The 12,682-nt window shown below is 64.4% G+C and carries 8 protein-coding genes; 5 read left to right on the plus strand and 3 right to left on the minus strand.

What is annotated here, in order from left to right; all coding sequences use genetic code 11:
* Positions 1–134: 134 nt before the first annotated feature.
* Both ACIPY3_RS12100 and ACIPY3_RS12105 read left to right on the plus strand, forming a co-directional pair.
* Positions 135–1,484 (plus strand): MFS transporter, encoded by a 1,350-nt coding sequence (locus tag ACIPY3_RS12100; RefSeq protein ID WP_400334339.1) that lies wholly within the window; start codon positions 135–137, stop codon positions 1,482–1,484.
* Positions 1,481–2,242 (plus strand): triose-phosphate isomerase family protein, encoded by a 762-nt coding sequence (locus tag ACIPY3_RS12105; protein WP_400334341.1) that lies wholly within the window; start codon positions 1,481–1,483, stop codon positions 2,240–2,242. The genes ACIPY3_RS12100 and ACIPY3_RS12105 overlap by 4 nt, the downstream gene beginning before the upstream one ends.
* Before the next feature lie 48 nt (positions 2,243–2,290).
* Here the strand turns inward: ACIPY3_RS12105 and ACIPY3_RS12110 are convergent, their stop codons facing one another.
* A complete protein-coding gene (locus ACIPY3_RS12110) occupies positions 2,291–5,854 on the minus strand; it encodes a TM0106 family RecB-like putative nuclease (RefSeq protein ID WP_400334343.1) in 3,564 nt (1,187 codons plus the stop codon).
* Positions 5,855–5,963: 109 nt separating this feature from the next.
* On the opposite strand from ACIPY3_RS12110, the gene ACIPY3_RS12115 reads away from it, so the two are divergent.
* Positions 5,964–6,416 carry a nucleoside deaminase gene (locus ACIPY3_RS12115; protein ID WP_400334345.1) on the plus strand — a complete coding sequence of 151 codons (453 nt, stop codon included), beginning with the start codon at positions 5,964–5,966 and terminating at the stop codon, positions 6,414–6,416.
* Between the two features lie 90 nt (positions 6,417–6,506).
* Here the strand turns inward: ACIPY3_RS12115 and ACIPY3_RS12120 are convergent, their stop codons facing one another.
* On the minus strand, positions 6,507–8,741 hold the full coding sequence (locus tag ACIPY3_RS12120; RefSeq protein ID WP_400334347.1) for a hypothetical protein: 2,235 nt from the start codon (positions 8,739–8,741) through the stop codon (positions 6,507–6,509).
* A gap of 389 nt (positions 8,742–9,130) precedes the next feature.
* Between ACIPY3_RS12120 and ACIPY3_RS12125 the strand changes: the two genes are divergently transcribed.
* Complete coding sequence (locus ACIPY3_RS12125) at positions 9,131–9,565, plus strand: CBS domain-containing protein (RefSeq protein WP_400334349.1); 435 nt, start codon at positions 9,131–9,133, stop codon at positions 9,563–9,565.
* A gap of 43 nt (positions 9,566–9,608) precedes the next feature.
* Here ACIPY3_RS12125 and ACIPY3_RS12130 read toward each other — a convergent pair whose 3' ends face one another.
* Positions 9,609–9,905, minus strand: coding sequence for a hypothetical protein (locus ACIPY3_RS12130; protein WP_400271552.1), 297 nt, complete (start codon positions 9,903–9,905; stop codon positions 9,609–9,611).
* Between the two features lie 80 nt (positions 9,906–9,985).
* Between ACIPY3_RS12130 and ACIPY3_RS12135 the strand changes: the two genes are divergently transcribed.
* Positions 9,986–12,448: a Tex family protein gene (locus ACIPY3_RS12135; RefSeq protein WP_400334351.1), complete on the plus strand. Its 2,463-nt coding sequence runs from the start codon at positions 9,986–9,988 to the stop codon at positions 12,446–12,448.
* The last annotated feature ends 234 nt before the right edge of the window (positions 12,449–12,682 follow it).

A 12,682-nucleotide genomic window follows, 5' to 3' on the forward strand; every position in this document is an offset into this window, starting at 1 on the left:
TCCTCGCCTGCGCAGTGGGCCTGGTGCTCATTTTCTTCCCGCGCTGACAGATCGTTTCCGCGCTGGGTTGCCGCGTTGATGGCGCGCCCTCAAGAAGCCATCACCCCCAACTGACTACTCAAAGAGGAGTTTCAATGTCCGTTGCCTCAACTTCCACCAAGGAGTTGCTGGATTCGCCGGTCTTGAAGTCGGCCATTTCCAAGGCTTCCTTCCGGCTCATGCCCATGCTGGTCATCCTGTATGTGGTGGCTTTCCTTGACCGCACCAACGTTGGCTTTGCTGAAGCCGCGCTCGGTGTGGACAAGGGCATCACGGCCGGTGCCTACGCACTGGGCGCGGGTATCTTCTTCATTGGCTACGCACTGTTTGAAATCCCCAGCAACCTGCTGCTCACCAAGTTCGGCGCGAAGGTGTGGCTTGCCCGCATCGCCGTGACGTGGGGCATCGTGTCCGCGTGCTTCGCCTTCGTGCAGGGCGAAACGTCCTTCGTGATCCTGCGCTTCCTGCTGGGTGTCACCGAAGCAGGCCTGTTCCCCGGCGTCATCATGTTCCTGGCCGCCTGGTTCCCCAACAAGGTCCGCGTGAAGATGTTCGCCATCTTCTACCTGGCCCAGCCGTTCTCACAGATGATCGGCGCTCCGCTCTCCGGGTGGCTCATCAACATCGGCGACCAGGTTCCCGGCGTGGCCGGTTGGCAGGTCATGTTCTTCGTGGAGGGCATGCTGGCCGTGCTGGCAGGCATCGCAGCGTTCTTCTTCCTGATCAACAGCCCTCAAGAAGCCAAGTTCCTGAGCAAGGAGGAGAAGACCGCACTGACGGACGTCATGGCGCTCGAGGATACCGTCAAGGAAGAATCCGGTCCCCGCGGCGTGCTCGCCTCCATGCGGAACGGCAAGGTCTGGTACTTCACCATCATCTACTTCTGCCTGCAGATAGCCGTCTATGGCGTGACGTTCTACCTGCCCCAGCAGGTGGCCCAGCTGACCGGCCAGAAGGTGGGCCTCGCCGTCGGACTCCTGACCGCCATCCCGTGGTTCTTCGGCATCTTCGCCTGCTTCTTCATCGGCAAGGCAGCCAACACGGTCCTCCGCCGCCGTCGCTGGGGCACGGCACTGTTCGTCTCCACCGGTTTGTGCATCTTCGGCTCCGCTTGGGCTGGCGCAAACCACCAGCCGACGTTGGGCATCATCTTCATCACCCTGGCTGTGTGCAGCTTCCTCGCCATCGGACCGATCGCGTGGTCCTACCCGACGGCGTTCCTCACCGGAACTGCCGCGGCCGCGGGAATCGGACTCATCAACTCCCTGGGCAACCTGGGCGGTTTTGTGGCACCGATCCTGCGGACCACCGTCAACGAAGTCACGGCGTCGGACACCGGAACCATGGGCGTTTATGCCCTCGGGGTGTTGCCGTTCCTGGCCGCGATCATGATGTTCGGAACCCGGGCCTTCACCAACAAGGCTGACGAGTTGTTGGGCAAGTGACATTGCCCGAGGCCCTCTACATCGGGGTCAGCACCAAGATGTACCTCGGCTACGCGCAATCCCTGGCGTGGCTGGAGCAACTGGTGAAAGAAGTGGACGCCCGTCCGGCCCTCGCGGCCGGGCGGGTGGTCCCGTTCGTCATTCCGTCCTTCCCGGTCTTGCCCGCGGCAGCTGAGTTGATGGCTGGTTCCCCGCTTGTCCTCGGCGCGCAGAACTGCGGCTGGGCGGACGGGCCGTGGACGGGCGAGGTCTCACCGTCCATGCTGGCGGAGTTGGGTGTGGGCCTGGTGGAAATCGGGCATGCCGAGCGGCGCGCACACTTTGCCGAGACCGACGCGATCGTGGCACTCAAGGTGCGTGCCGCCGTCGAGCATGGCCTGATGCCGTTGCTGTGCGTCGGGGAGGCCGCTGAGGGTGACGCCGCGGAGGCGGCGCACGTTGTCTTCCGGCAGGTTGAGGCGGCGGTATCCGGCGATTGGTTTGTGGCCACGCAGATGGTGATCGCCTATGAACCCGTGTGGGCGATTGGTGCCCCTGAGCCTGCCTCGCCGGCGTACGTCTCCGAGGTGGTGTCGCGGCTGCGGGATTCGCTGGCGGCGCAGGGTTTGGCGGGCCTGCCCATCATCTACGGCGGCTCGGCCAAGCCGGGACTCCTCCCGCAGCTTTCCGGAGTGTCGGGGCTGTTCCTGGGCCGGTTCGCGCATGATCCCGTGAACTTCGGTCGCGTGCTCGACGAAGCCCTCAACCTCCCCAAGTAGGTCGCAGTTGTGCGCGTTTTGAGGCCTCAAAACGCGCACTAATGCGACTCAGTTGGGTGCTTGGGCGCGCTGGCAGAGGGCTACGAAACCGCCCAGGTTCTCGAGCCCTTCGGGATGCGTCGGGAGGTAGTTGGTCAGTTCGGGCGAACGCACGACGACGGCACGCCACTTTCCGCGCGACACCGCCACATTGATCCGGTTGCGTGAGAGAAGGAACTCCATGCCCCGGGGAACTTCTCCAGCGGCGGAGGCCGCCATGGACACGATGACCACCGGTGCTTCCTGGCCCTGGAACTTGTCCACCGTCCCCACCCGGACCGCGCCGAGCCCGGCTTCCCGCAAGTGGTGCTTGATGAGCTGCACCTGGGCGTTATAGGCCGCGACCACCAGAATGTCCGACTCAGAGAGTTGACGGGGGCCGTCGTTTTCCTCGGACGGATCCAGCCAGGACAAGCCCAGATGCGCCTGGACCTGCTGCACCACCACTGCGGCTTCCTCGGGGGAGGATGTGGAATTACCCGTGTGGTCAACGTAGACGCACGCAACCCCGGGCTCCACTCCCGCGAGGTGCCGCTTTGACGCGACGGGGGCTGCTTCGAGGCGCCCGTCGTAGGACAGATCGGACACAGCCCCGCACAGGGCCGGATGCATTCGCCATGAGTGGGCAAGGAAGTAACCCAGCTCGGAGGGGAGGGTGTTGTACCCGTCCGAAAGCCAGCCCAGCGCAGACTCGTCCACTGGTTCCGGATGCTTTCCCTGGGTGACTTGTGGCAGCTGCTGGGGATCGCCCAGGAGCAGGAGCCGCTTGGTGGCCCGGCTGACAGCCATGGTGTTGGCGAGGGAGAACTGACCGGCTTCGTCAATGACCAGCAGGTCCAAGGACCCGGCCGGGACGGTGCTTCCCACCATGGTCCAGGCCGTCCCGCCAACCAGCGCGCCGCCGGGCGTGGACAGGATTTCCTCGACGTCGCCTTTGGCGCACCCGTTCCACGGCACAGGATCGTTGTGTTTAACTTCCTTGGCCACCCGCAAGGGATCCACGCCGGCCTTCTCCACGGCAGCGCAGAGCATGTGCTCCACCACGGCATGGGACTGGGCCACGACGCCCACCTTCCACCCCTCAGCCACCAAGCTGGCCAGCACGTGGGCGCCAACGTAAGTCTTGCCGCTGCCGGGAGGGCCTTGGACCGCCAAGTAGGAGTTGTCCAGGTCCTTGACGGCCTCGGTGATGGCCTCGATGTAGCCGTTCGGTCCCGGTGGGACTGCAGGCAACTCCGTCAGGGTGGCCAGCCTCGGTGGCTTCCGGCGGACCAGGTCCAGGGCCGGGTCCTTCGGCCAGGACGGCAAGGCCGCCCGAAGCTTGGTGGCCAATGCGGCCAACGCAGCACGCTGGCCGTTGGTGGCAATCGGGCTGTCCGGCGTCAGGGCCATGGGCAGTTGGCTGAACTCCGTGGAGTCCTTGCGGAGGCTCTCGGCGATGGTGACGGCTTCGAAGTCTCCATCCTCACCGACTTCGACGACCTCCGTAGAACTCCAGCCGGCCCGGCCGAGCACAGATGACTCCTTGGCCACCAAAGCGTCAGGCAAGGGCGGACCATACATGCGAAAGTACTTCTTACCCGGTTCCAGCCCGGCGCCGTCGCCCGACCTGCCCAGCAGTTTCACGATCCGGACCGGGTTCTTCCGCGGCCCCGGCTTGGCCCAATCCTGCAGCAACTCGGCGTGGTCCGCGACGAAGATGTCGCGGCCGTCGTCCCACTGGGAAGTGGGCTTCTCGAGCCGGTCGAAGTGCCCCCACCAGTGCTGCTTGTCCTCCCTGCGGTGATACCCCACACCGGCGGCGACAATGCCGATCGCCCGCGAATCCGCCGAGGCCAGCTCGGCTTCCGACAACCCTTCGAGGTAATCGAACAGGGCCTGCTCTTCCGGAGGAGCCTCGTACTTTTCCGGTTCGGCCTGGATCTCGTCCGCCACGGTGAGACCGGGCGAAATGGACCGTTCCGCGGCCCGCGCCAGCAACCAGTTCCGCAGTTCCAGCGTGGACAGGCAGTCGTACTCGTTGTAATCGCGGATACCTTCAAGGACCGTGGCGGCCTGTTCAGCCTTCCCAGTGTCCCGGGCCGTGCAGTAGTCGGCGTAGGCAACCACGGAGGCACCGGCGTCGGTCACGTCACCTGAGCGCAAGTGCTGGCCCATGTAGAGGGGCTCCAGCTTCTTGATGCTGTAGGAATTTTCGGAAACACGGATACTGTGGCGGACAGTGTCGTAGAGGTCCACGAGCACGCCTTGACGCAGCAAATCGTCGACGGCGGTTTCACCCACCACGTGCGTCAACGACAGGTTGCGGAGGGCCGTTTTCTCGTAGGCGGCGTAGTGGTAGATGTGCATGCCCGGATACTGGGCACGCCGTTTGGCCACGTAATCCAGGAAGTCGACAAAGGCCTGCCGTTCCTGCTCCCGCGAGTGTGCCCAGAAGGGACGGAACACCGGCTCCCCACCAGGTTCTGCAGGGTTCTCGATGACGCCAAAAAGGTACTCGATGCCCCACCTTCCTGTGGCAGGGTCCTGCCACAATGGATCGCCTTCGAAGTCGAAGAAGATATCCCCGGGATCAGGCGCGGGCAGCCTGCCGAGCGTGTTGTCCGGGAGGACGGTGTAGGAGACGGTCTTGGCCACGCCGGCCTTGTCCTTGTAGTTGACCGTTCCGTCCGGAGTTCCAGTGCCCGTTTGAAGCCGTGCCTGCTCGCGCAGCCGCAGGAGGGTGTGGTCGCCCTCGGCGGGCAGCGCGGCGAGGTGGTCGATGGTGGTGACCCCGGCCTCGATCAACTTCTTGCGCCGGCTGATGCGCATGCCGGCCACCATCAGGAGGTCGCGATGCAACAGGACCTGCTCGGCGCAGTAGTCGCAACGGCCACAGGCGGAGTAGCGGGGATCGCCCCATTCCACCGGGCCGTTGCCGGCAATGTGCGCTGCGGTCATCCGCAGGAACCGATCACGACGTTCCTTGAAGACGGGGAGGATTTCGGCCAAGGGATGGTCTGAGTGGACCCGGTTGCCCAGGACCAGCGTGACCACCGGATCCGGAGTGATCCCGGCTTTGAGCAGTTGATCCCCGTAGGCCGCCAATTGCAGCAGCGCCGTAACCTTTGCATGCCGTGCCAGCTTGGTGTCGAACACGGCGTACGTGCCGACCGGTTTCTTGACCAGGAAGTCGGACCTGCCGTGGAACACGCCGTCGAAGAAGGCAGCCTGGAACACGACATCAGCCCCGGACCGCAAGGCGTCGATCGATTCCGCATGCTTGGCCGAAAGGCTGGCGCGGTCCATCGCGGCGGCGGGAACGACGTCGTACACGCCTCGTCCAGTAGCCGCATCCCAAGGACCGAATTCCGCCACGAACTCGTCCAAAACCTTGTGCTCGTGGACGTCTCCCAATTTCGAGGTGCGTTCCAGCATCGCGTCCTTGGCGAAGGAGGCAACGGGTGTCCGGCCAAGTTTCTCGTCCAGTTTGCGGAGCACCTGGTATTCGCACGTGGCCGCAACGACGAGGTCGCTCGCGGAGAACACCAGGTCTTTCGGTGCGCCAGCACTCTCCGGATCGAGAAAGAACACGGTGACCTACTCCTATCGCCTAGAAATCGCCAAGCAAAGCTGAACCCTTGCTGCCAAGCTATCAGCGGGCCCCGACATTTTAGGAGGCCGTGCACTCTAGACTGCCCCCATGACTGAATCAGCCCGCACAACGGACCCCGGTTTCGAAGCCGCGTACCAAGCAGCACAGAAGAGCCTCAGTGAAGGTGGCATTCCTATCGGGGCCGCGCTGACCCGTGGCGGAGAAGTCGTCGCCAGCGGCCACAACGAACGTGTGCAGCACGGCGATCCGATCGCGCATGGTGAGATGTCCGCCCTCCGTGCGGCGGGCCGGCAGAAAACCTACCGGGACACCACGCTCTACACCACGCTGGCCCCTTGCGCGATGTGCACGGGAACCATCATCCAGTTCAAGATCCCGCGCGTAGTGGTGGGCGAAGCCGTGACCTTCCCCGGCGAATTCGATCTCCTGCGCTCCCGCGGAGTGGAGGTAGTGGTCCTCGACGACCCCCGCTGCGTGGAGATGATGCGCACCTTCCAGGACGAGCACCCCGAACTGTGGGCCGAGGACATTGCCGAGTAAGGCGCAGACAAGGAGCGACGGCGGCACCAAGGGCGGGGTGCCGCCGTCACCGGCTGCTGGGGAGCCACGCGTCAAACAGTCATCCGACGACTATGTGGCGGGCTTCCTCGGAGCCGACCGGCGGGAACGGGCCGCCGGAGTTGCAGGGATCAGTTCCTTGACCTGGGCTACAACGGCGGCGTTGGCGCCCCGCGTCCCGAGGTCCTTGGCGAGCGTTTCCACCTCAGACTTCGCGGCCGCCGAATCATCGGCCTTCACATGCAGTTCGGTGCGCAGTTCCACCAGGTTCCGGTAGGCCAGGTTGCTCGTGGGAGCCCCTGACTCCTGGAATGTGGCCAGTCCCGCATCCGTCAGCGCGAGTGCCCGCTGCGGATCGGCGGTGTGGTGCTTGACCATCTTGTCGTCCTTGCGCCGGTAGAAGTCGTCTCCCACGGATTGCGCGACGGCGGTAGCGGCCTTGACGCCCAATGGCTCACCACTGAACCGCTCGGCAGCTTCGGTCAGGGTGTCCAGGCCTTTGCTCAAGTGTGGGGACATGGACCCTTCGAAGGCCAAGGTGAGCCCGACTTCGCGGGTGAAGAACTCCGGGGCGAAGCGGTCCTCTTCCTTGGTGACCGGGAACCCCACGCGCAGCGGCAAGGTGTTGGAGGCCTGTACGACGCCGTCCGTGCTATAAACGGCCCGGACCAGGTATTGGCCGGGTTCATCGAAGGCGAAGCCAACAGTCCCGTACGCCAGCTGGACCAGTTGGCTGTAGCGGTCACTGCCGTCCGTGGTGCCAGCGGGCGCCAGCGCCACCAGCTCCGGCAGGCCGTAGAAGCACACCACGGATTCGTGCAACACCACGGTTCCATCGGGTTTCTGGACGTAGACGGTGGTGTTCCCGTACCGCGGATCCAAGCGGCCATCCACCAGGACGGGGGCATCGCTGGTGTTGCGCAACCTGAACTCGATGGCCACCGGCTCCATGTACTCAAAGTAGCTCTTGGCCGACAGTGCCAGTTCCACGTCGCTGCCCGGCCCGGAGACCGTCATGGCACCCGGAGGGGATTCGAGGTGGCCACCGGATGCCCACGGATCGCCACCCATGATGACGGCAGCACGGTCGCCGTGGCGCATGTGGAGCAACTCGTCGTCGTCGAAACGGAAGCGGAAGTTCGCCCAGAAGGTGTCCGCACCGTTGCGCTGATCGTATTTCCAGTCGTAGTTCATCCAGGACAGCGAGTCCGGCCGGGCCTTGTCCCAGGCATGCAGGAAGTTGAAGGCGTGCCCGGCCTCGTGGACCCAGGTGTAGAGGAAATGCCGCATGGCCCAGGCCTGGTCCTGCGTGGAGGGGTTGCTGACGAGGTTGGTGAACCACGTGTGGTTGCGGAAGACCGCAAAACCCTGGCGGTCGGGACCGCGACCGGCGCCGCCAAAGCCCGCAGCGGCGTCGAACATGATGCCACCCACGCCCGCGCTGTCGAAGAGACCGGCCTGTACACCCCACAGGTTCCACGCGGGCCAGCCCGAGTTGTACTTGCCGAACGAGGTTTCCATGGCGTCGTGGAGTTCACCGACACTCCACGAAGCGAAGCCTGCAGCACTGTCATCGATGACCGTGTGCGCTGGATCGATGGTTACCGAAACTCCGGCGTCTTTGTAGGAGGACTCGATGGACAGGGTCCGCTCGGCAAGGTCGGCCGGACGGTTGTTATGAGCGTGGCTGTTGTACACAGGGACCTTGGGGTCGATGTCCACGGACTGGCAATAATCCAGCTCGAGGTTGACGTCCCGGAAGCAGTCGGAGCGGTACTTGCAGGCGTACGGCTCGCCCGCCACGCCGCCCCCGGTGAACGTAGCCACGGCTCCCGTGATGGCCCCGTGCTGCCACGTGACCACGATGTCCACCGTGGTTGTGGGGTGGGTGCCTTTCCAATAGCGGACCGTTCCGGTGATGTGTGCATCCGAGCGGGTCATGGTCACCACGGGGGCGTCAACGATCCACGACTCCACATAGGTCTTGACGATCTGCGTGAGGCCGCCGACTTTCACCTGGCGGGTGCTGAAGAAATCCCCACTGACCTTGTTAAGGACGGGAGATTCGAGGCCCTGGCGGGGATCGACGTCGAGCCTCAACTCAAGCGCGCTGCCGACGGGACCCGTGACGGCCTGGTTCCCTTCATAGCGGCCGCTCACGGCCGCGGAACGCCAGCACCGCCACCAATCTTCGGTAGGCCACGACCACGACGCGGGCGACGGTGCGGGCAGAGGGGGAGAAGGGATAGCGGTGGGGTGATGGGGGACGGGGTCAAGGAGGGTGCTGGGGACGTTGGGGATGTCCATGGGAGGATCTTTCTCGCGCTGCAAGCAAACAACAATGCGTTCGCCGATGCCGTGCCGAGGGCAGCAGGACCTTGTGAGTCGGCCTGCTCCGGGCGGATCGGCGGCATGACGGTTCAGGGCGAGGCGGTGCGAGTTGGGGAGTCCCGAAGGGTGTTTGGCCAATGCCCAGAAGCCGTGAATAACCCAAAACGAGAATACTCCAACGAATGGATTATATCCAGAGAATTGTGGGGGAATTTTCGGGTGTCAGGTAGCGTCGTCGGCTGGTCAGTGCACACCGCCGGGCGTAGTCTGGCTCCATCGGCGCCGGAGCCGAAGGACCCAGCCCCACAAGGACCCCGCCCCTCAGGACCCTGCGTCGATGACCCCAATCGATGAAGGAGGATCCCATGAGTGTCGTACGTGAATTCATGACAACCAACGCCTGGTGCATTCCTGAAGACCAGACTCTTGAGGAAGCTGCCCGCAAGATGAAGGAACTGGACTGCGGTTCGCTTCCTGTTTGCGGAAACGATGGCAAGCTCTCCGGCTTCATCACCGACCGCGACATTGTGGTCAAATGCCTGGCCGAAGGCAAGGATGCCCGGGAAGTCCGCGCCAGCGAACTCGCCCAGGGCAAGCCCTATTGGATTGATGCGGATGCCAGCATTGATGAATGTATCCGGATGATGGAGGAGCACCAGGTCCGCCGGCTTCCCGTCATCAGCGCCCACACATTGGTTGGCATCATCAGCCAAGGCGATATTGCCCGGAACCACGTCCCGGAAGAGCGTCTGGGCGAGATGGTGGAGCACATTTCCGCCAAGGAGCACATGGCCCACTGACCGGCCTCGAGCCGCACGTAATCCAGCCGCCGCGAAGCGCTCCCTAAAGGAACGCCTCGCGGCCCGTCCCTTCACGCAACACCAGCTCGCCGTCCTCGATCGAAACGATCAGGCTCTTCGGCTTACCCGCGAGCTTCCTGGTTGCGCTGAGTTTCCGGCTGCTGACCTCAACCCCCACGGTGGCTCCCTTCGCGGGAAGTTCCACCGTGACCTCGTCGGCCATGCCCAGCAGCATCTTGGTGGACACGTCCCGCTCGGACACGGCTTCCTTGCCGTTGACGGTGACCGTCACGTCATCGGAAGCGAATCCGTCCTGGAGGATGATCAGCAGTTCCTGCATGGTCCAACTACAGCACTAACAGCGCCCCCGGCATAGGGCCGGACCTGAAAACTGTCAGCCATCTGGGGCAAACTGTCAGGGTGACCCAAAATCTCCAACACCAGTCAGCCGACTCTGCCATCCACCAACTCATCGCCAAGGAACTTGGCGTCCAGGCCTGGCAGGTCAAAGCCGCGGTGGAACTGCTCGACGGCGGATCCACCGTTCCCTTCATCGCCCGGTACCGTAAGGAAGCCACCGGGACGCTCGATGACACCCAGCTGCGCGACCTCGAAGAACGGCTGAGGTACCTGCGCGAACTGGAGGAACGCCGCAAGACCGTCCTCGAGGCGATCGCGGCGCAAGGCAAGCTGACCCCGGAACTGGAGGCCGCCGTCGTCGGTGCCGATACCAAGGCCCGGCTCGAGGACATCTACCTGCCCTTCAAATCCAAGCGCCGCACCAAGGCCCAGATCGCCCGCGAGGCCGGTCTGGAACCGCTGGCCGACGTCCTGCTGGCGAACCCACAGCTCAACCCGGAGACGGAGGCTGCCAAGTACCTCAACGCTGAGCACTCCATCGAGGATGCCGCCGCGGCGCTCGCCGGAGCCCGCGCCATCCTGGTGGAGCGGGTGGCCCAGGATCCGGATCTTGCCGAGGACCTCCGCGAACGCCTGTGGAAGCAAGGCAGCATGGTGTCCCGTGTGAAGAAGGGCATGGAGGCCGAAGGACAGAAGTTCAAGGACTACTTCGAGTTCACCCAGGTTCCGTCGGGAATGCCCTCTCACCGCGTGCTCGCGCTGTTGCGCGGTGAGAAGGACGGCGTCCTGGAGTTGGACCTCGCCGAAGCAGACCCCGACGACGACGACGCCCTGGCCGCCGCCCGCGGGCGTTACGAGAACGCTGTGGCCAAGACACTCGGGGTCGCCAACCAAGGCCGTCCCGCCGACCTCTGGCTTACCCAGACGGCCCAGCTCGCCTGGCGCGGGCGCATCCTGGACCGGCTCACGACGGACCTTCGCGGCCGCATGTTCGCCGACGCTGAGGACGAAGCCGTGCGGGTCTTTGCAGCCAACTTGCGTGACGTCCTGCTTGCGGCCCCGGCCGGAAACCGCGCCACCCTTGGCCTGGACCCGGGACTCCGGACCGGCGTGAAGGTGGCTGTGGTGGATGGCACCGGCAAAGTGGTTGCCACCGACACCATCTACCCGCACGCGCCGGCCAAGAAGTGGGACGAAGCCCTTGCCACGCTCGGTCGCCTTGCCAAGCAGCACAGCATTGAGCTCGTGGCCATTGGCAACGGCACGGCGTCGCGGGAAACGGACAAGCTGGCTACGGAACTCATCAAGTCCCTCGAAGCCATAGGTGTGAAGGGAGTCCAGAAGCTGGTGGTCTCGGAGGCCGGAGCTTCCGTGTACTCGGCTTCGGCCTTGGCCGCTTCGGAACTTCCTGGCATGGACGTCTCCCTGCGGGGTGCTGTCTCCATTGCCCGGCGACTGCAGGATCCCCTTGCCGAGTTGGTGAAGATCGAGCCAAAGTCGATCGGTGTTGGGCAGTACCAGCACGATGTCACGGCCGCGAAGCTGGACCGATCGCTGGATGCGGTGGTGGAAGACTGTGTGAACGCCGTGGGTGTCGACGTGAACACGGCCTCGCCCGCACTGTTGAGCCGCGTGGCCGGTGTTGGCCCGTTGCTGAGCGAGAACATTGTGGCCTACCGGAACGAGAATGGCCCGTTTGGCAAGCGCAGTGACTTGAAGAAGGTCCCGCGCCTGGGTGCCAAGGCTTTCGAACAGTGCGCGGGCTTCCTCCGGATCACCGGGGGAGCCGAGCCTCTGGATGCCTCCAGCGTGCACCCCGAGGCCTACTCCGTGGCCCGCAAGATCCTCACGGCCGCCGGCGGTGGACCGGCCACGGCACTGGACCCGCAGGCCTTCGTTGACGGCACGTTCGGTTTGCCCACGGTCAAGGACATCATGTCCGAGTTGGAGAAGCCCGGCCGCGATCCCCGTCCGGCCTTCAAAGCGGCCTCGTTCTCCGAAGGCATCGAGAAGATCTCGGACCTCAAGCCCGGCATGATCCTGGAGGGCACGGTCACCAACGTGGCCGCGTTCGGTGCCTTTGTGGACGTTGGAGTGCACCAGGACGGCCTGGTCCACGTGTCCGCGCTGTCCAACAAGTTTGTCTCGGATCCCCGCGAGATTGTGAAGTCAGGGCAAGTGGTCCGGGTCAAGGTCCTTGAGGCCGATCCCGAACGGAAACGTATTTCGCTGACCCTGCGGCTCGACGACGAACCCGGCACTCCCGGCGGACGTGGCGCCGGCGGCAGGAGTGGTGGGCGTGACGGTGGCCAGCGTGGCGATGCCCAGCGCGGAGGTAGCCAGGGTGGCGGTGGCCAGCGCGGTGGCGGTCAGGATCAGCGGCGTGGCCAGGGCCAGCGCGGTGGCGGTCAATCTGGCCAAGGTGCTCCCCGCCAAGGCCAGGGCAACCAACGCCAAGGCAACGCGGCCCCCGCGGATACAGCCATGGCCGAAGCCCTCCGCCGGGCCGGCCTGGGCAAGTAACGCTCCCACAGCAGCACCCGCTCACCCAACTGGGTCGCAGTTGTGCGCGTTTTGAGGGCTTCGAATCATGCGGTGATCGCAACACCTGATTATTGAAGGGTGTCGATTGCCGTGGTGAAGTTCTCGAATCGTTTGGTTGCTGAGGTTGTTCAGTCGTTCTGGCAACAGGTAGCGGACGGTTCCCGCTTTGAAGAAGCAGGAGAGTTCGTCGGATGGTCCGTAACGACCGTGCGG

This window comes from Paenarthrobacter sp. NPDC089714, assembly GCF_044748905.1.
Lineage (GTDB): Bacteria > Actinomycetota > Actinomycetes > Actinomycetales > Micrococcaceae > Arthrobacter.

Bases quoted from the DNA above. Each gene is read 5' to 3' on its own strand.
- ACIPY3_RS12125 (WP_400334349.1), top strand. From the start codon at position 9,131: ATGAGTGTCGTACGTGAATTCATGACAACCAACGCCTGGTGCATTCCT.
- ACIPY3_RS12100 (WP_400334339.1), top strand. From the start codon at position 135: ATGTCCGTTGCCTCAACTTCCACCAAGGAGTTGCTGGATTCGCCGGTC.
- ACIPY3_RS12115 (WP_400334345.1), top strand. From the start codon at position 5,964: ATGACTGAATCAGCCCGCACAACGGACCCCGGTTTCGAAGCCGCGTAC.
- ACIPY3_RS12130 (WP_400271552.1), bottom strand. From the start codon at position 9,905: ATGCAGGAACTGCTGATCATCCTCCAGGACGGATTCGCTTCCGATGAC.
- ACIPY3_RS12120 (WP_400334347.1), bottom strand. From the start codon at position 8,741: ATGGACATCCCCAACGTCCCCAGCACCCTCCTTGACCCCGTCCCCCAT.